An 18,341-nucleotide genomic window follows, 5' to 3' on the forward strand; every position below is an offset into this window, starting at 1 on the left:
GATCGATCTTATCTGAATTTACGTAGCTAGTTTTATATGTTCTGCAGCAAACCCTAAGGCCTCAATGGAATAGGGGGCATTCTCTGATTTCTGAAGCTGCTGAGGAAGGGTCGGAACAAGACCTAAAAAAGGTGCAAAAATGCGGTCTTTCAAGGTTTGAATATTTTCAGTTAATAGAGGCATTTCCTCTGCTAGCGTGTTGGCTACCCAGCCCGCAATCTTGAGCTGACGTGACGCAATGGCTTCGCAAGTGAGTAGGGCATGATTAATACAGCCCAAGCGCATGCCTACTACAAGAATGACTGGTAAGTCCATCGCCTGAGCTACATCCCCTAAATCCTCTTGCTCATTTAGCGGCACTAAAAACCCTCCCGCACCTTCCACTACGACCGAATCGAATACTGAGGTCAATGAATTGAACTCATCTAAGATCAGGGTAGCATCTAAATGCACCTTATTTTTCTGGGCAACCAGATGGGGTGCTGCCGCCACATCTAGAACAAATGGACAAAGACTTTGCTCGCCGGACTTTAATCCTGAAGCAATCCGTAATGTCTCTAAGTCTTCATTGAGTGTTTGGCCACTAGCGTCAATATAAGTGCCTGCAACCACAGGTTTGAAGGCTATTGTACGAATACCAGCTTTTCTCAGTTTAAAAATGAGTGCACCGCTGACTAAAGTTTTGCCAACTTCAGTATCGGTGCCTGTGACAAAAAAACCAGTAGATGTACTCAGTGTCATAAATTGCTTTTTACTTCTTGCTCAATCACTTGCAAGGTCTTTATCAGTTCGCGCAAGTCATCAACACTATGGTTTGCAGAAAAAGTAATACGTAGACGAGAGCTACCAACTGGAACGGTAGGCGGTCTAATTGCTGGGATCCAATAACCTGCTTCATCTAAGAGCTTAGCGGCTAGCAATGCGCTAGCATTGCTTCCTAAGATCACAGGCTGTATTGGAGTGGATGAAGGTGTTTTTTCCCAGCTTTGGAAAGTCATTTCATCACGCCAAATTTGAATCAGTTGATTTAATTGTTTGCGACGCGCAATACCTTCCTTGCCTTCGATTAGTTCCAAACTAGTAAGTAGGGTATGCGCAATCGCAGGCGACGTAGCGGTGCTGTAAATATAGGGGCGCCCTTTTTGGATGAGCCATTCAATAAAGGGCGAGGCTGCACAAATAAATGCACCACTAACGCCAGCTGCTTTACCAAGTGTGCCAACGTAAATAATTCTTTCTGAATAGACTCCCGATTGCTCCAAAATGCCATGGCCATGCTCGCCAAGCACGCCAAAACCATGCGCATCATCTACCATGAGTAGCGCATCATATTGTTCGGCAAGATTAAGTAGATCTTTAACGGGCGCGATATCCCCATCCATGCTGAAGACGCCATCGATCACAATCAATTTGAGTGGGTATGCATCTCGCTTTAATGCTTCTTTTAAAAAATCGAGATTTTGGTGATCAAACAAAGTCACTTTGGCTTTGGTTTGTGAGCTTGCTAGACGGACACCATCAATCAAAGAGGCATGATTAAGTTTGGCTGAATAAATGCTTACTTCACCTTGATTAGCAAGTCTACTGAGACCGGTAATTGCATTGATGTTAGCAAGATAGCCAGTACTAAAGAACAATGCTCTTGTATTGGGAATATATTTACTCTCACAGGCTGCTAATTTTTTTTCAAGCAAGTCATGCGCAACGCTATGGCCACTGATTAAGTGTGATGCTCCGCTACCAACCCCATATCGTTTTGCACCTTCCGCAAGCGCAAAAACTAATTCAGGGTGATTTGCTAGGCCTAAGTAGTCGTTACTACAAAACGCTTTGAGTTCTCGTTGGTCAACCCGAGCCTTGGTGTCGCAGGGTGACGTGGTGGTGCGCAATGTACGTCTGAGCAACTGCGTATCTAAATCAGCAATCTGATGAGCTGCCAGATCGCGAGCTTTAAAGTGGGCGCTCATAGAAGCACCTGATTTAGGGCGCGCCGGACAGAAGCACCCATTTGCATCGCTTCTTCGGCAGATAGAATGTACGGTGGCATGACGTAAATCGTATTGCCAATTGGCCTAATGAGAATGCCTTCTGCCATTCCTGCTGAAAACATCTCTCGTGAAAAAGTATTTTTACGCTGGAGTGATTCAGGTTTGACATCAAATGCCAGGATCATGCCCTGCTGACGCCAATGTTCGATGCGAGGATCTACTTTTGCCCAAGCAAAAGCACTAGCAAGATCTTTGCTACGTCCAATATTTTTTTCTAGAACAGATTCAGTTTTGAAGATTTCTAAGCAGGCGAGGGCAGCTGCGCATGCTAATGGGTTGCCCGTGTAGGAATGCGAGTGCAAGAAACCTTGTTGCAGTTGATCGCCATAGAAGGCCTGATAAATTTTGTCAGTTGTCATAGAGAGTGACAACGGCAGGTATCCACCACTGATGCCCTTAGAGAGCGTCAAGAAGTCCGGCCAAATCCCCGCGTGCTCACAAGCAAAAAACTTTCCTGATCGACCACAGCCCACTGCGATCTCATCGGCGATGAGGTGAATGTTGTAGCGATCACAGAGTGATCTTACAAGGCGCAAATATTCAGGAGAGTGCATTGCCATTTGCCCAGCGCACTGAACGAGCGGCTCAACAATGATCGCGGCAATATTCTGATGCTCTACCTTCAATAACTCTTCTAATTTTTCTGCTGCTTGCATGGCGACATCGTCAGCACTTTCACCAGGCTGTGCTTTCCGTGCATCAGGTGAAGGCACGGTAAAGACATCTTGTAATAGCGATCCATATGCTTCTCGAAAGATCGCAACATCAGTGACTGCTAATGCACCCAAAGTTTCACCGTGGTAACCATTTTCTAGACAGATAAATTTTTTCTTTTGGGGCTGATTATTCAGTTGCCAAAAGTGGTGGCTCATCTTCAAAGCAATCTCTACTGCAGATGCACCATCGGATGCAAAAAACACGTGACCTAAATAGCCTTGAGTTAAAGCAGATAGTTTTTCGGATAGCTCCACAACAGGAGGGTGGGTAAATCCTGCAAGCATGACATGCTCAATTTTTTCAAGCTGACTCGTAATGGCTTGGTTGATGCGTGGATTGGAGTGGCCAAATAGATTAGTCCACCAAGAGCTAATGCAATCTAGGAGGGCATTGCCCTGGTCATCAAAGAGCCAAGCGCCCTTACCTTTGGTAATGGCAATTAATGGCAATGACTCGTGATGCTTCATCTGAGTGCAGGGATGCCAAACGGCATCTAGGCTGCGATCAACCAGAGAGGTTTTATTTGGGTCAGAAATAAGCTTCATGTTTGGTATTTGACCACTAGTTTTTCCTAATTAAAGCCTGTATCTGTTATGTTTATGCCTTGAATTGATCTATTTTCTGGAATTCGACCATGCAGGCCACCCAAACTATTGAAAAACCTCTCACCCAAGTCAAGTCTCAAAAGGATTTGCATAAAGAGCTTGGCGCTTTGGGTGCTTGGTCGGTAGCCCAGGTTGAGGCTCTATTTGCCCTTCCATTTAGCGATTTGATGTTCAGGGCACAAGAGACTCATCGTGCCAACTTCCCTGATGGTGACGTGGAATTGGCTACGCTTCTGTCAATTAAGACTGGTGGCTGCCCGGAGGATTGTGGGTATTGTCCTCAGGCTGCCCGATATGACACTGACGTTAAGGCGAACAAGTTAATGGATTTAGACGAGGTACTTGAGGCTGCCAAAGCTGCCAAAGCTGCCGGATCTAACCGCTTTTGCATGGGTGCTGCTTGGCGGGAGCCTAAGGATCGCGATATTGAAAAAGTCGCCGCCATGATTAAGGGCGTAAAGGCCTTGGGCCTAGAAACCTGCGCTACGCTGGGTATGCTAGAAGCAAGTCAGGCACAAGCCCTCCAAGAGGCAGGTTTGGACTTCTACAACCACAACCTGGATACTAGCGAGGACTTTTATCGCTCAGTTATCTCGACTCGGGGCTATCAAGACCGCTTGGACACGATTTCTAATGTGCGTGCTGTCGGCATGTCAGTGTGTTGTGGCGGTATTGTAGGTATGGGTGAATCCCGCGAACAACGCGCAGCCTTCTTGACACGTTTGGCTAATTTAAGTCCGTATCCAGAGTCAGTTCCCATTAACCATTTGGTTCCTGTAGCAGGAACTCCTCTGGCAGATCAGAAGCCCTTGGATCCACTTGAATTTGTGAGAACTATTGCTGTAGCTCGCATTACTATGCCGCGTGCACGAGTGCGCCTCTCGGCTGGACGTCAGGAGCTGGGTAGGGCAGTTCAGGCCATGTGCTTCCAGGCTGGCGCCAATTCGATTTTCTATGGTGAGCAACTACTTACTACCGGCAATCCCGAGGCAGAACAAGACCGTGAGCTATTGGCTGAGTTAGGTTTGAAGACTAAGCAGAGCAGCAAAACAGAGGTTTTAGTCTAATTTCTAAAAGCCTATGGCCTTAATCGATCGCTTCATTATCGAGTTTGACTCAGCCCTACGTTCGGTTGTCGGGGGTGCTCATGCCCATCGTCCAATGCCGGGTTCCAATACCTCGTCAAGCGGATTATTGGATGCCAAAGAAAGGGAGCATGCGGCTGGATTAATGCGTGTAAACCACGTAGGCGAGGTCTGCGCCCAAGCGCTTTACCAAGCTCAAAAATTAGTAGCTCGCAACCCTGAAATTCGGCAGATGTTAGATGACTCTGGCCAAGAAGAAATGGATCATTTGGCTTGGTGTGAAACACGCCTCCAAGAGTTGGGCTCGCATACCAGTTATCTCAATCCAATTTGGTATGCAGGATCCTTTGCAATCGGCTTGGCTGCTGGCTTAGCGGGCGATAAGTGGAGTCTGGGATTTGTTGCTGAAACAGAAAAGCAGGTAGAAAATCACCTCGAAAGTCATCTCGAAAAATTACCTGCAGAAGATGAGCGTTCTCGCGCAATTGTTGACCAAATGCGCATCGATGAAATTGAGCATGGACAGGCGGCAATTTTGGCTGGTGGAGCGGTCTTGCCGAAGTCCATTCAGAGCCTCATGCAGGCAATGTCTAAAGTGATGACAAGCACTGCTTACAAAATCTAGTTCTAAATTAATTATTTCGGATATTTTCCTTTAGAGTACTGTTCATTAATACAGTATATTTACCTATTATTAGGCTAAATAGCTAAGACCTATTCTTAAGTATATTTTCCAAGCCATTGTTTCAAGTAGCATTTTTATAAGCACCATTTTATCAACATATCACGCTAAGTGTTTGTAATCACTAGGAAATTTCCTAAAAAATAAGCCAAAAACACTTGACCCCCTTATTACGATCCTCTAAAGTGGGAGGAAGTGTGAAAAAGTGGGGTAAATGGTGTTTCAAGGTGCGTCAGCTCTCAATTTAGATGCAAAAGGCCGCATGTCTGTGCCGGCAAAGCATCGTGACGCCTTGTTAGTTCAAGGTGAGGGCCGAATTACGCTCACAAAACACCCCGATGGATGCCTATTGCTATTCCCTCGACCTGAGTGGGAAACCTTTCGCTCACGTGTAGCGCAATTGCCGATGGATGCGCATTGGTGGCGCCGCATTTTTCTTGGCAATGCTGCGGAGATTGATTTGGACAGCGCCGGAAGAATATTGGTGAGCCCGGAGTTACGATCAGCCGCTGGTATTGAAAAAGAAGTGATGTTGCTCGGCATGGGTAGTCATCTAGAGTTGTGGGACGCCGCTACTTACGCTGCAAAAGAACAGGCTGCCATTGCACAAGGTATGCCTGAAGCCCTGAAGCAATTTAATTTTTGATGACAGGGTGCCATGAACATAACTCATCGCCCAGTATTGCTGGCCGAGGCGGTGACAGCGCTGGTCAATGGACCGCTCATCACCTCTTCTACAGCTTCAAAAAATCTACTCTTGATCGATGGAACCTTTGGGCGCGGTGGTCATACTCAAGCCCTGTTGGCACAACTACCTGCAAATGCGCGAATGATTTCTTTCGACAAGGATCTGGATGCGATCGCAGTAGCGGAAAAAATCAAGGACTCGCGTTTACGCATCGTGCACGACAGTTTTGCGCAGATGGATCAGTACGCGGACCCAGAATCAGTCGATGGAATTCTGTTGGATCTCGGTATCAGCTCTCCACAGGTGGACGAAGCACACCGTGGGTTCTCCTTTCGCAAGGATGGTCCACTCGATATGCGCATGAACACAGACCAAGGCTTAACGGCAGCGGAGTGGTTGGAGCACGCATCACAAGAGGACATCACCAGCGTGATTAAGACTTACGGTGAGGAACGTTTTGCATTTCAGATTGCTAAAGCCATTGTGGCAAAGCGAGAAGAAGGCTTATCTCCAAAAACAACCTTGCAATTAGCAACTCTAGTAGCCAGCGTAGTTCGCACAAGAGAGCTTGGTCAAGATCCTGCGACTCGTACTTTCCAAGCACTCCGTATTTTTATTAATCGTGAGTTAGAGGATTTGGAACTCGGATTAAAGGCAGCACTCAATTTATTAAAGCCCGGCGCACGCTTAGCAGTGATTAGCTTTCATTCTCTCGAAGATCGGATTGTGAAGCAGTTTTTGCAGTCACACGCCAAGGTCGAAGTACCTCGAGGTTTGCCCGTCCGCGATCGAGATTTACCGCAAAGCGACTTAGAGATTATTGGGCGCGTAAAGCCAAGCGACGAGGAAGTTCGAGAGAACCCTCGCGCTCGTTCCGCCATTATGCGTATTGCTGAAAAACGCGCAGGAGTGACAGCTTGAATCGCGCTACGCTTACCTTGCTGGTATTGCTATTGGTTTGCGCACTATCTTTAGTAGCGGCGCAGCAGCGTGCGCGTAAATTATTTATTTCGCTAGACCGCGCGCAAATCGAGGAGCGCAAACTCAATCAAGACTGGCTACGCTTAGAGTATGAGCAGCGCAATCTATCGAAGTCCGCACGAATTCGCGATGTTGCTCGTAATCAGTTGCACATGGCCCCTATATCTCCAGAGCGTACTTTGTATTTAAAGGAGGCTAGATGAGGACTGTAGGTTTCTCAACTACGCCTAATCTAGTATTGCGTCTGCCAATGTGGCGGTCACGCCTAATGCTGTTCATGTTGTTCTTCGTGTTCATGCTATTGCTAATCCGCGCTTTCTGGATTCAGGGTCCGGGAAATGCTTTTTATGAAGCAAAAGGTGTACGTGGTACACAGCGTGAATTGGAATTACCTGCTTCCCGTGGAAAGATATTGGATCGTAATGGCCAGGTGATTGCTACGAGCTTAGAGGCAAAGTCAGTGATTGCCTATAACGATACTGTGCCCGATGATTTAGCTACGGATAAGGTTCAGAAGTTAGCGAAACTATTGCAGTTAAGCGAATCTGAGCTGCGTAAAAAGTTAAAAGAGGATCGTAAGCAGATTTTTTTGAAGCGCCAAGTGGATCCAGTAGTTGCGCAACAGATTAAGGAATTAGAAATTCCGGGAATTGGTTTGAATAATGAATACCGTCGCTTTTACCCAGAAGGTGAAGCGATGGCGCACGTTGTTGGCTTTACAAACGTGGAAGATCGTGGCCAAGAGGGCATGGAACTTTCAAGAGAAAAAGAATTGGCTGGGCACCCAGGCGCTCGTCGCGTAGTAGTTGATCGCCTCGGTCGTGTTGTTGAAGATGTTGCAATTTTGCAGTTACCGCAAAATGGTAAAGATCTGCAACTTTCTATTGACAGTAAGATTCAGTTTCTGGCCTATAACGCTGTTAAAAATGCAGTTGAGCAGCACCGTGCGAGCGCTGGTGGTGCAGTCGTCTTGGACACTCAGACTGGCGAGATCTTGGCTTTAGCAAATTATCCAAGCTATAACCCAAATGATCGTAAGAAGCTAACGGGTGAGCAGTTACGTAATCGTGTTTTGACCGACACCTTTGAGCCTGGCTCAACAATCAAACCATTAACTGTGGCAATTGCTTTGGAGAAGGGTGTTATCACCCCCAATACCAATATGGTGATTGGGGCTAAATACCTGGTGGGTCCAAAACCGATCACGGATACCCACCCTTACAGCAACCTAACTATTTCTCAAATTATTCAAAAATCTAGCAACATTGGTACGGCCAAAATTGCGATGAATAATTTATCTGCCGAAGAAATGTGGAATTTCTATACATCCGTTGGTTTAGGTCAGGCGCCGAAGATTGGCTTCCCTGGTGCCGTAGCTGGTACGGTCCATCCTTATAAAAAATGGATGCCAACAGATCAGGCGCGAATCGCATTTGGTTATGGTATTTCAGGTTCACTCTTCCAAGTTGCTCGCGCATACACTATCTTTGCACGTGATGGCGAGTTAGTGCCCCTCACGATTGAGCGAAGTCCAGAATTTAAGCCTGGCACCCATATTATTTCTGCCAAGACAGCTATTGAGATGCGCAGCATGATGGAGTCGGTAACTGAGCCTGGGGGAACTGCCATTAAAGCGCAGGCCGAAGGTTATCGAGTTGGTGGAAAAACAGGAACAGCGCATAAATTAGTGGGTAAGGGTTATGGCAATAAATACCGTGCTTACTTTGCAGGTCTAGCGCCGATTAGTGCTCCTCGCATTGTGGTTGCTGTAATGATTGATGAGCCAACTGGTGGCAGTCATTATGGTGGTGATGTTGCTGCACCAGTCTTTTCCACTATTGTGAGTGAGACTCTGCGTACCTTGAATGTAGTACCAGATAGCAATATTAAGCAGATGACGCTGCAGGATAAAAATCCTACAGAAATTCAGATTGCTGCAGTCAAAACAAATGCAGCGGTTCTAAAAAGATGATGACTATGGTCTACATAGAACCCCATCTCTTAATCTCACATTTACGTGATCTCACTGCAGGTAATGCAAAAGTAACTGCAGATAGCCGTCAAATTCATTCTGGCGACATCTTTTTTGCATACGCTGTTGGTCATGGTAATGCCCTACGAGATGGTCGCGATTACATTGCGGCCGCCTTAGCAAATGGGGCTGCGGCAGTGGTATTCGATCCTGCTGATGGTATTGCGAATGAGTACTTAGACCACCCAGAATGTTTTGCTGTCGAGAATTTAGCGGTCTTGGCTGGAGAGCTCTGCTCGGAGTGGTACGGCTACCCAAGCAAAAATCTCAATGTCATCGGCGTCACAGGTACTAATGGAAAAACGAGTATTACTCAGTGGCTGGCGCAGGCAATGGATGAACCGAATCATCGCACTGCAGTATTAGGCACATTGGGGGCTGGGTTTCCGGGTGCACTCGTTCAAACTGGTTACACCACGCCAGATGCACCGCAATTGCAAACCCAATTAAAAGAATTATCTGATGCAGGCGCTCAAAATCTTGCTATAGAGATTTCTTCTCATGCATTAGATCAAGGCCGTGTTACTGGCTTACATATACGAAGTGCGGTATTTACCAATTTGACGCAAGATCACTTGGATTACCACGGCACGATGGGAGAGTACGCCGCAGTAAAAGCAAAATTATTTAAGTTTCCACAACTTGAAAATGCCATCATCAATTTTGATGATGCATTCGGGCGAGAATTGGCAATGAAGCTCCTCGCTAGCGATGATCCTCAAGTGTGGGGCTATGCATTGAGTAGCAAGGCGTTTGCTGGATTCGAAAAGTTTGACGATCGTTTGAAACGCGTTTACGCAGAAAACACCGTATTGACGACCTCGGGCTATGAGTCTCAATTCAGCTGTGATGCCTTAGGTTCTAGTGCTACTCAGATTGCAGTTTTAGGTGAATTTAATCTCAGCAATTGCCTTGCTGTTTGGACCGTCCTGCTAGCTCAAGGTATGAGTCCAAATCATGCCTCTAAAAATATGAATAAGCTAAGTGCTGTTCCAGGACGCATGGAACTGATTCACTTGAATAAAACACAAAGAACTGAGGGTCCATTGATTGTGGTGGATTACGCACACACACCTGATGCCCTCACTAAAGCGTTGAACGCATTACGCCCCATTGCAAATCAGCGTAATGGAAAAGTGTGGTGTGTCTTTGGTTGCGGTGGTGATCGAGACTTAGGTAAGCGCCCTCAAATGGGTCGTGCAGCACAAGTCTCGGCTGATCATATTGTGATTACAAGTGATAACCCTAGATCTGAAGATCCAGTCTCCATTATTGCCATGATTCAAGCTGGTATGTCAGGTGACCTTTCGAATGTACAAGCGCTGCCTGATAGGGCGGCCGCTATTATGGCTGCGGTACGACATGCCGATATCCGCGATATTGTCTTGGTTGCTGGTAAAGGGCATGAGTCTAGTCAAGAAATCAATGGCAAGAAATTTGATTTTTCTGATCAAGAACACATTCGTTTGGCAGCAGGGGGCAGCGTATGAGTACGCCTATGACTAATCTTACTCAAGTTCATGCGATGTTGCCGGGCAGTCAGTTGATTCACGCGGATAATGAATCTGCGCAAGCAATCACTATTTCTCGTATTGGTAGTGATAGTCGTCAGATTGAGTCTGGTGAATTATTCATCGCTTTGGCGGGCGAACGTTTTGATGCACATGATTTTTTGGATGATGTCATCAAGGCAGGCGCCAGTGCAGCACTCATTAGTCAAAAAGAAAAGTGCCCTGCAAACTTAGCTGCAGTATGTGTCCAAGATGTTAAGCAAGGCTTGGGTGAATTAGCAAAGGCATGGCGTGCACAGTTTTCTATTCCAGTGGCTTTAGTAACTGGATCTAATGGCAAGACCACAGTAAAGGAGATGATTGCTTCGATCTTTAAGGTGGCTGCAGGTGAAGAACGCACTCTGGTTACTAAGGGTAACCTCAATAACGATATTGGCTTACCTTTAACCTTGCTACGCATGCGATCAACTGATCGCCTAGCAGTGATTGAGTTGGGTATGAATCATCCTGGTGAAACGGCAGAGTTAGCAGTCATTACTCAGGCCACTATTGCTCTGATTAACAATGCACAGCGTGAGCATCAAGAATTCATGGCGACTGTGGAGACTGTTGCAAAAGAACATGCAACTGCCTTAAGTTCACTCCCTGCAGATGGTGTCGCAGTATTTCCAGCTGACTCTGAATTTTCTGATGTTTGGTATCAAGCTGCTGCAGGACGAAAGGTAATTGATTTTGCTTTATCTACTAACTCTGCCTTGGCTACGGCCTCTGTTACGGGCAAATTATTGACTAGCGGAAAAATTGAGATTGCAACTAAACTCGGCAAGATTGAGGTCCAGCTCAAGACCTTGGGAAATCACAATGTGCGTAATGCTTTAGCAGCTAGCGCCGTTGCTTTAGGCGCCGGCTTAAGTTTGGAGCAAATTCAAGCAGGTCTGGAATCTTTTGTCCCAGTAAATGGACGTATGCAATCAAAGCCTTTCAATGCAGGCCGAACTCTGATTGACGATAGCTACAACGCGAATCCTGATTCTGTAAGAGCTGCTATTGATGCACTTAAGCAGTCTGGAAATATTTCTTGGTTGGTATTGGGTGATATGGGTGAAGTGGGCGATCAAGGCCCTGACTTCCATGTGGAAGTTGGCGCCTATGCTGCCGAGCAGGGTGTTAGCAAGTTATTTGCATTCGGAGAGCAGTGTAAATACGCGGTGCAGGGTTTTAATGAATCAGAGAAGTTTTCGCTTACTAGTAGCGCTACTCATTTCGCCACATTGGATCAGTTGCTTGAAGAGCTTAATGTAGCGCTAGCAGATCATGAGTCAAGCCAGCAGCTGCATTTAGATATTTTGGTTAAGGGATCTCGTTTTATGCGTATGGAGCGTGTAGTGCATGCCCTATTAGAGGAGGCTAAAACATGCTCTTGATATTGGCGCAATGGTTGCAAGATGATTTTGGATTTTTCCGAGTCTTTAGCTACATCACATTTAGAGCAGTGATGGCAACACTGACTGCTTTGCTGATAGGTTTAGCAGCTGGTCCATGGGTTATTCGGAAGTTGACTGCATTAAAGATGGGTCAAGCGGTTCGTACTGATGGCCCACAAACTCATTTGGTGAAATCAGGTACCCCTACTATGGGTGGCGTACTAATTCTGTTGGGTATTTTTATCTCCTGCATGCTGTGGGCTGATCTGAGCAATCGTTTTATCTGGATTGTGATGATTGTGACTTTTGGATTTGGCTTGGTTGGTTGGGTTGATGATTACCGCAAAGTAGCACGGAAAGATCCTAAAGGCATGGCCTCAAGAGAAAAATTCTTTTGGCAAACTTTGATTGGCTTATTTGCTGCTATTTATTTGGCTTTTTCTGTATCTGAAGTGAATAACCTCAAAGTTTTACAGTTGTTCTTTGATTGGCTCAAGAGTGGCTTTGCTTTGAACTTGCCAGCTAAATCAAACTTACTCATTCCTTTCATGAAAGAGGTGAGTTACCCATTAGGTGTAATGGGCTTCATTATTTTGAGCTACTTGGTGATTGTTGGAAGTAGTAATGCCGTCAATCTGACGGATGGACTAGATGGTCTAGTAATCATGCCAGTCATATTAGTCGGTGCTGCTTTAGGCGCATTTGCTTATGTGATGGGAAATGCGATTTACGCAAAGTATTTATTGTTTCCTTATATTCCCGGTGCAGGTGAGCTCATGATTTTCTGTGGAGCTATGGGTGGTGCGGGATTAGCCTTTCTTTGGTACAACACGCATCCGGCCCAGGTATTTATGGGCGACGTTGGCGCACTCGCATTGGGTGGCGCACTCGGAACTATTGCCGTGATTGTTCGCCAAGAAATCGTACTCTTTGTCATGGGCGGGATCTTCGTCGCAGAAACACTGTCAGTGATGCTGCAAGTTTTCTGGTTCAAATTCACCAAGAAGCGTTTTGGTGAGGGCCGTCGTATTTTTAGGATGGCTCCACTGCATCACCATTTCGAATTGGGTGGCTGGCGCGAAACACAGGTTGTGGTTCGCTTCTGGATCATCACTATTTTATTAGTTCTCATTGGCCTCTCCAGCCTGAAATTAAGGTAAGCCAAAGAATATGCATAACTTAGACCAAGCCTTCGCTAACCCAGCTCTCATCGCAGATGGGAATTATCAAGCACCCCAACATTTCTTGATCTTAGGATTGGGTGAATCTGGCTATGCTATGGCTAAGTGGTGTTTAAGGAATGCTGCAAAGGTCAGACTGGCAGATACGCGTGATCGTGAAAAGTTGAATGAGCAACAAAAAGCTTGGTTAGCGGATCTTGAATTTGCAGGGCTTCAAGAGGCTTATTTCGGACCTTTGGATGGTCTTAATGTAAAGAGTGTTGAAGTCATTGGAATTAGTCCTGGTTTATCGCCACTTCAAGAGCCAGTAGCTACTTTCTTAGTTAAAGCGCAAGAATCTAATATTGATATTTGGGGAGAATTAGAATTCTTTGCCAGAGCCATTGCTGCAATGGATCGCATGGCCCAAGTTCAGCAGTCTCAATACAAGCCTGCTGTATTGGCCATTACTGGAACAAATGGAAAGACAACCACAACGGCCTTAACAGGTCAATTGTGTGAACGAGCTGGTAAGAAAGTTGCTGTAGCTGGCAATATCAGTCCAGCAGCTCTAGATAAGTTGATGTCTTGTTTAGATGGGTCTGACCAAGTTGCCGACATGCCTGAGATATGGGTACTCGAGTTATCTAGCTTCCAGCTGGTTTACACGAGTAACTTCAATGCAACAGCAGCGACCGTATTAAACATTACGCAAGATCACTTAGATTGGCATGGTGATATGCAGGCTTATGTTAATGCAAAAGCCAATATCTTTGGACGGGACAGTATCTGCATCTTGAATCGCGATGATGCGCTGGTCATGAATCTGCTTACTGACGAGCAGAAATCCAATAAATCAGTCATTACTTTTGGTGCCGGCCGCCCTGATGAGCAGGGTGATTTTGGAATTGAACATGATCTACGTGCTGGTGGAATTGATTGGTTGGTCTGGGCTGAAGTTGATGAAGATCTCGAGCCACAACCGAAGCGTCGCCGTAAAGCAGTTGTTGTAGAGGATGAACCATTAAGACTCAAGCGTTTAATTCCAGCTGATGCTTTACGGATTCGCGGACGCCACAATGCTTTGAATGCGCTAGCTGCTTTAGCCTTAGCACGATCAGCTGGTTTACCAATGAATGCGCTTTTACATGGTTTGCGTGATTACCATGGCGAGCCTCATCGTGTTCAAACTGTTTCAATTGTGTCGAATGTTGAATATGTGGACGATAGCAAGGGCACTAACGTAGGAGCAACAGTAGCTGCTTTAAATGGCTTAAGCGCTAATGAGTCTGGCAAGCGTATTTGGTTGATTGCTGGTGGTGAGGGTAAGGGCCAAGACTTTGGCCCCTTGCGTGATCCTGCATTACGTTTTGTAAAAGGTGTTTTCCTGATTGGCAAAGATGCCCCAATCATTGCTCAAGCTTTAGGTGATTCAGTGCCATCTGTCATGAGCGAGACTCTGCAAAACGCAGTAGCACAAGCCGCAAAAGTAGCTCAGTCAGGCGATATTGTTTTGTTATCACCGGCTTGCGCTAGCTTTGATCAGTTCAGTGATTACGTTGCACGTGCTGAGGCGTTTATTGCTGAAGTCCAAGAATTGGGAATGCAATTTGAAGGAGCTGATGCATGAGTTTGAAGGAAAAACTTTTTCCTGAGAATCGTTTAGGTCTTGACCGCTTCTGGAATTTTTCCAGAGGTGGGATAGATAATTTCCGCAGTGGCTTGAGAGATGCAGTTTCTGGCGTTGAGCAAACGCGCTCACGCATGATGGACTATGACCAGCTTCTAGTTTGGGCGGTACTTTCTTTAGCCCTAATTGGTTTAGTTATGGTGTATTCAGCGTCCATTACTTTGGCAGATGGCCCTAAGTACGCAAATTACAGCAGCAATTTTTTCTTAATTCGACATTGCATTTCATTGGCAATTGCGATTGGTGTTGCTATTTGGGTATTTAAGATCCCAACTCAAGTGTGGGATCGCTATTCCCCAATCATTTTTGGATTTACCGTCTTGTTATTAATTGCCGTACTTATTCCGGGCATTGGAAAAGGCGTAAATGGCGCCAAACGTTGGATTCCATTGGGTCTCATGAACTTCCAGCCGTCCGAATTAATGAAGTTTGCTGCGGTGATATTTGCTGCAAGCTATACAGTTCAACGCCAAGAATATCTCCACTCATTTGTTAAAGGCATGCTCCCAATGGGTATTGCTGTTGCCTTAGTTGGTGGCTTGCTGATGGCTGAACCAGATATGGGTGCGCTCGTCGTGATATCGCTCATTGCATTTGGAATTTTATTTTTAGGTGGGATCAACGCTAAATTATTTGGTGGATTGTTAGCAGTTGGAATATTAAGTGCAGTGACAATTATTGCCTTCTCGCCATTTCGTCAAAAGCGAATCATGGCTTTTATTGATCCTTGGCAAGTCGACAATGCAGCTAATAAAGGCTACCAGTTAACTCACTCTCTGATGGCATTTGGTCGAGGCGAATGGTTTGGTCTAGGCCTGGGCGGTAGTGTTGAAAAATTACATTACCTACCTGAGGCACATACCGATTTCATCATGGCAGTAATTGGTGAAGAGCTCGGATTTGTTGGTGTTGTAGTGATGATCTTCTTGTTCTACTGGATCGTGCGTCGTGCATTCTTGATTGGCCGTACTGCATTGCAATTGGATCGTAGTTTTGCAGGTCTTGCCGCTAAAGGTGTGGCGATATGGATTGGTTGGCAAGCATTTATCAATATGGGTGTGAATTTAGGTTTGCTTCCTACTAAAGGATTGACACTTCCACTCGTTAGTTATGGTGGCTCAGGAATCTTGATGAATGCCGTAGCTATCGCAATGCTACTTCGGATTGATTATGAAAACCGCATCTTAATGCGGGGTGGCAAGCTATGACCAAGCCATCCATCTTGATTATGGCCGGCGGTACTGGGGGACATATTTTCCCGGGGCTCGCTGTTGCCCAATACCTACGCATTTGTGGTTGGAATGTATCTTGGCTAGGTAATCAAGGCGGGATGGAGTTTCGCTTAGTAAAAGCTTGCGACTTCCCATTTGAGGCGGTTAACTTTGGTGGCTTGCGTGGCAAAGGCATCAAAGCGACATTGATGTTGCCATTTAATCTTGCAAGAGCCTTTATGCAGAGTTGGAAGATTATGCGTCGCATCAAGCCAAATGTAGTTTTAGGTATGGGTGGTTACATTACTTTCCCCGGTGGTCTAGTGACAAAGTTTTTGAAGACGCCACTCGTTCTGCATGAAGCCAACTCCGTTGCAGGAAGTGCCAATCGCGCTTTAGCCAAAATTGCTATGCGTACCTTGACTGGATTTCCAGATACGATGACTCACGCTGAGTGGGTAGGAAATCCAATCCGTGAAGAATTTGAAGCTGTAGGTGCGCCAGCAAAACGTTACGAAGAGCGCATCGGCCCACTGTCGATTTTGGTTGTGGGTGGCAGTCTAGGTGCCGCCGCCTTAAATGAAGTCATTCCAGCAGCCTTGGCATTGATGGATAAAGAGGCGCGACCCCATGTAATTCACCAGGCAGGTGATAAGCATCTTGTAGATCTACAACAGCGCTATACCAACTTAGGTGTTGCTGCTGATATTCGCCCTTTTATTGAAGATATGCCAAGCGCTTACGCCCAAGCAGATCTGGTGATCTGCCGCTCTGGTGCAATGACCGTATCTGAGATCGCAGCTTGTGGTGTTGCATCTTGTTTGATTCCATTTCCATATGCAATTGATGACCATCAGACTGCAAATGCACGATTTTTATCGGATGCAGATGCTGCTATTTTATTACCACAGCAAGATCTCAATCCGCAGGATCTGGCATCTATGATTCAAAATTTTAGCCGCCAAGATTTACAGGCGATGGCTAAGCGTGCTCATGCTTTAGCTAAGCCCCATGCAACTCAGCGTGTGGCTGAAGTATGTGCAGACTGTGCAGGAGTGGGTATATGAAACATATCGTTCAGCAAATCCATTTTGTTGGTATCGGCGGAGCAGGCATGAGTGGTATTGCCGAAGTTTTGCTGAATCTGGGATATCAGGTATCTGGATCCGACTTAGCTGAAGGTGCTGTAACGAAGCGCCTAAAAGATTTGGGTGCAGTGATTCATATTGGGCATGACCCTAAAAATATTGGTACTGCAGAAGCGGTAGTCATTTCGACTGCAGTTGCAGGCAATAACCCCGAAGTATTAGCTGCTCGCGCAGCCAAGGTGCCCGTTATTCAGCGGGCTGTCATGCTCGGCGAGCTTATGCGTTTAAAGCAGGGTATTGCGATTGCAGGTACTCATGGCAAAACAACGACCACTAGTTTAGTTGCCTCAGTCTTGGCTGAGGGTGGTTTAGATCCAACCTTCGTTATTGGAGGTAAGTTAAATTCTGCAGGTGCAAACGCACGCTTAGGTCAGGGCGACTTTATTGTGGTGGAAGCTGATGAGTCTGATGCCTCCTTCTTGCAATTATTTCCTGCGATGGAAGTCGTTACCAATATTGATGCTGATCATATGGATACCTATCAACATGATATGGCCAGATTGAAGCAGGCTTTTGTGCAGTTTATTCAACGTATGCCTTTTTACGGTGTTGCTGTTCTGTGCATTGATGATGCCAATGTTCGCGATATTGTTCCGTTTGTATCACAGCCAGTATTGCGCTATGGCTTGTCTGATGATGCAGATATTCGTGCAAGCAATGTACGGGCCGTAGGTACTGGTATGCACTTTACGGTTGATCGTAAAACTGTACGCCGTCATGGCAATAAGCCAGGTCGACTTGAGGTGCAATTAAATTTACCCGGTCTACACAATGTTCAAAATGCTTTAGCAGCAATTGGTATTGCAACGGAATTGGGTGTTAGCGATGAGGCTATTGTGAAGGCTTTATCTGAATTTAGTGGCGTTGGTCGTCGCTTCCAAAGGTATGGAGAAATTCCTTTGGCCTCTGGTGGAAGCTTCACATTAATAGATGATTACGGACACCATCCCGTTGAAATGGCCGCTACATTATCCGCAGCCCGTGGTGCTTATCCAGGCCGTCGTTTGGTATTGGCATTCCAGCCCCATCGCTTTACAAGAACTCGTGATTGCTTTGGTGAATTTGTGCAAGTACTCAAAAATTTTGATGCACTTGTGTTAACCGAAGTATATCCAGCTGGTGAGGCAAAGATTCCAGGTGCGGATGGTCAAAGTCTTATTAAGGCAGCACTCACAACCGATAAGGGTGTGAACAGTTCCTTGGATAGCGCAGCCGTTGCGTTTGCTTTAAACGTTGCGGAAATGCCAGAAAAACTCAGCGTCTTATTGCGTGATGGCGATGTCTTAATCACGATGGGTGCAGGCTCTATCTCCGGCTTACCTCATGTATTAGCGGAGGCGAAACATGTCTAAACAAAAT

16 protein-coding genes are annotated in these 18,341 nt (G+C 46.0%); 13 read left to right on the forward strand and 3 right to left on the reverse strand.

Going from position 1 to position 18,341, the window contains the following annotated elements; genetic code table 11:
- Nucleotides 1–18 precede the first annotated feature (18 nt).
- The 3 genes from bioD to bioA are packed head-to-tail and all read right to left on the reverse strand — an operon-like array spanning nucleotide 19 to nucleotide 3,310.
- Nucleotides 19–741 (reverse strand): dethiobiotin synthase, encoded by a 723-nt coding sequence (gene bioD, locus ICV89_RS00795; RefSeq protein WP_215308826.1) that lies wholly within the window; start codon nucleotides 739–741, stop codon nucleotides 19–21.
- Entirely contained in the window at nucleotides 738–1,967 is a 1,230-nt protein-coding gene (locus tag ICV89_RS00800; RefSeq protein WP_215308828.1) for an 8-amino-7-oxononanoate synthase, read from the reverse strand. Before ICV89_RS00800 ends, bioD begins: the two co-directional genes overlap by 4 nt.
- On the reverse strand, nucleotides 1,964–3,310 hold the full coding sequence (gene bioA / locus ICV89_RS00805; RefSeq protein WP_215308829.1) for an adenosylmethionine--8-amino-7-oxononanoate transaminase: 1,347 nt from the start codon (nucleotides 3,308–3,310) through the stop codon (nucleotides 1,964–1,966). The genes ICV89_RS00800 and bioA overlap by 4 nt, the downstream gene beginning before the upstream one ends.
- Before the next feature lie 89 nt (nucleotides 3,311–3,399).
- Between bioA and bioB the strand changes: the two genes are divergently transcribed.
- The 13 genes from bioB to murC all read left to right on the forward strand — a co-directional run bounded on the left by bioB (nucleotide 3,400) and on the right by murC (nucleotide 18,334).
- Nucleotides 3,400–4,437 carry a biotin synthase BioB gene (gene bioB, locus ICV89_RS00810; RefSeq protein WP_215308831.1) on the forward strand — a complete coding sequence of 346 codons (1,038 nt, stop codon included), beginning with the start codon at nucleotides 3,400–3,402 and terminating at the stop codon, nucleotides 4,435–4,437.
- Nucleotides 4,438–4,450: 13 nt separating this feature from the next.
- Complete coding sequence (gene coq7 / locus ICV89_RS00815; RefSeq protein WP_215308833.1) at nucleotides 4,451–5,080, forward strand: 2-polyprenyl-3-methyl-6-methoxy-1,4-benzoquinone monooxygenase; 630 nt, start codon at nucleotides 4,451–4,453, stop codon at nucleotides 5,078–5,080.
- A 274-nt stretch (nucleotides 5,081–5,354) separates the two neighbouring features.
- Nucleotides 5,355–5,783, forward strand: coding sequence for a division/cell wall cluster transcriptional repressor MraZ (mraZ, locus tag ICV89_RS00820; RefSeq protein WP_215310265.1), 429 nt, complete (start codon nucleotides 5,355–5,357; stop codon nucleotides 5,781–5,783).
- 12 nt (nucleotides 5,784–5,795) lie between these two features.
- The gene (gene rsmH, locus ICV89_RS00825; RefSeq protein ID WP_215308835.1) at nucleotides 5,796–6,746 is read left to right on the forward strand and encodes a 16S rRNA (cytosine(1402)-N(4))-methyltransferase RsmH; all 951 of its coding nucleotides are present in this window, start codon (nucleotides 5,796–5,798) and stop codon (nucleotides 6,744–6,746) included.
- The gene (ftsL, locus tag ICV89_RS00830; protein ID WP_046329456.1) at nucleotides 6,743–7,009 is read left to right on the forward strand and encodes a cell division protein FtsL; all 267 of its coding nucleotides are present in this window, start codon (nucleotides 6,743–6,745) and stop codon (nucleotides 7,007–7,009) included. The genes rsmH and ftsL overlap by 4 nt, the downstream gene beginning before the upstream one ends.
- Nucleotides 7,006–8,778 (forward strand): penicillin-binding protein 2, encoded by a 1,773-nt coding sequence (locus ICV89_RS00835; protein WP_215308837.1) that lies wholly within the window; start codon nucleotides 7,006–7,008, stop codon nucleotides 8,776–8,778. Before ftsL ends, ICV89_RS00835 begins: the two co-directional genes overlap by 4 nt.
- Nucleotides 8,775–10,328, forward strand: a complete 1,554-nt coding sequence (locus tag ICV89_RS00840) for a UDP-N-acetylmuramoyl-L-alanyl-D-glutamate--2,6-diaminopimelate ligase (RefSeq protein WP_215308839.1) — start codon at nucleotides 8,775–8,777, stop codon at nucleotides 10,326–10,328. Before ICV89_RS00835 ends, ICV89_RS00840 begins: the two co-directional genes overlap by 4 nt.
- Nucleotides 10,329–10,336: 8 nt before the next feature.
- Nucleotides 10,337–11,773, forward strand: a complete 1,437-nt coding sequence (gene murF, locus ICV89_RS00845; protein ID WP_251370862.1) for a UDP-N-acetylmuramoyl-tripeptide--D-alanyl-D-alanine ligase — start codon at nucleotides 10,337–10,339, stop codon at nucleotides 11,771–11,773.
- Nucleotides 11,764–12,933, forward strand: coding sequence for a phospho-N-acetylmuramoyl-pentapeptide-transferase (mraY, locus tag ICV89_RS00850; protein ID WP_215308841.1), 1,170 nt, complete (start codon nucleotides 11,764–11,766; stop codon nucleotides 12,931–12,933). The genes murF and mraY overlap by 10 nt, the downstream gene beginning before the upstream one ends.
- A 10-nt stretch (nucleotides 12,934–12,943) precedes the next feature.
- A complete protein-coding gene (gene murD, locus ICV89_RS00855; RefSeq protein ID WP_215308843.1) occupies nucleotides 12,944–14,563 on the forward strand; it encodes a UDP-N-acetylmuramoyl-L-alanine--D-glutamate ligase in 1,620 nt (539 codons plus the stop codon).
- The gene (ftsW, locus tag ICV89_RS00860) at nucleotides 14,560–15,831 is read left to right on the forward strand and encodes a putative lipid II flippase FtsW (RefSeq protein ID WP_215308845.1); all 1,272 of its coding nucleotides are present in this window, start codon (nucleotides 14,560–14,562) and stop codon (nucleotides 15,829–15,831) included. Before murD ends, ftsW begins: the two co-directional genes overlap by 4 nt.
- The gene (gene murG, locus ICV89_RS00865) at nucleotides 15,828–16,901 is read left to right on the forward strand and encodes an undecaprenyldiphospho-muramoylpentapeptide beta-N-acetylglucosaminyltransferase (protein WP_215308847.1); all 1,074 of its coding nucleotides are present in this window, start codon (nucleotides 15,828–15,830) and stop codon (nucleotides 16,899–16,901) included. The genes ftsW and murG overlap by 4 nt, the downstream gene beginning before the upstream one ends.
- The gene (murC, locus tag ICV89_RS00870; RefSeq protein WP_215308849.1) at nucleotides 16,898–18,334 is read left to right on the forward strand and encodes a UDP-N-acetylmuramate--L-alanine ligase; all 1,437 of its coding nucleotides are present in this window, start codon (nucleotides 16,898–16,900) and stop codon (nucleotides 18,332–18,334) included. The genes murG and murC overlap by 4 nt, the downstream gene beginning before the upstream one ends.
- The last annotated feature ends 7 nt before the right edge of the window (nucleotides 18,335–18,341 follow it).

It is taken from the genome of Polynucleobacter sp. Adler-ghost, assembly GCF_018688495.1.
Taxonomy (GTDB): Bacteria; Pseudomonadota; Gammaproteobacteria; order Burkholderiales; family Burkholderiaceae; genus Polynucleobacter.

Coding starts and splice junctions, on each gene's coding strand:
- bioD (WP_215308826.1), bottom strand. CDS start 741: ATGACACTGAGTACATCTACTGGTTTTTTTGTCACAGGCACCGATACT.
- ICV89_RS00800 (WP_215308828.1), bottom strand. CDS start 1,967: ATGAGCGCCCACTTTAAAGCTCGCGATCTGGCAGCTCATCAGATTGCT.
- bioA (WP_215308829.1), bottom strand. CDS start 3,310: ATGAAGCTTATTTCTGACCCAAATAAAACCTCTCTGGTTGATCGCAGC.
- bioB (WP_215308831.1), top strand. CDS start 3,400: ATGCAGGCCACCCAAACTATTGAAAAACCTCTCACCCAAGTCAAGTCT.
- coq7 (WP_215308833.1), top strand. CDS start 4,451: ATGGCCTTAATCGATCGCTTCATTATCGAGTTTGACTCAGCCCTACGT.
- rsmH (WP_215308835.1), top strand. CDS start 5,796: ATGAACATAACTCATCGCCCAGTATTGCTGGCCGAGGCGGTGACAGCG.
- ICV89_RS00835 (WP_215308837.1), top strand. CDS start 7,006: ATGAGGACTGTAGGTTTCTCAACTACGCCTAATCTAGTATTGCGTCTG.
- ICV89_RS00840 (WP_215308839.1), top strand. CDS start 8,775: ATGATGACTATGGTCTACATAGAACCCCATCTCTTAATCTCACATTTA.
- murF (WP_251370862.1), top strand. CDS start 10,337: ATGACTAATCTTACTCAAGTTCATGCGATGTTGCCGGGCAGTCAGTTG.
- mraY (WP_215308841.1), top strand. CDS start 11,764: ATGCTCTTGATATTGGCGCAATGGTTGCAAGATGATTTTGGATTTTTC.
- murD (WP_215308843.1), top strand. CDS start 12,944: ATGCATAACTTAGACCAAGCCTTCGCTAACCCAGCTCTCATCGCAGAT.
- ftsW (WP_215308845.1), top strand. CDS start 14,560: ATGAGTTTGAAGGAAAAACTTTTTCCTGAGAATCGTTTAGGTCTTGAC.
- murG (WP_215308847.1), top strand. CDS start 15,828: ATGACCAAGCCATCCATCTTGATTATGGCCGGCGGTACTGGGGGACAT.
- murC (WP_215308849.1), top strand. CDS start 16,898: ATGAAACATATCGTTCAGCAAATCCATTTTGTTGGTATCGGCGGAGCA.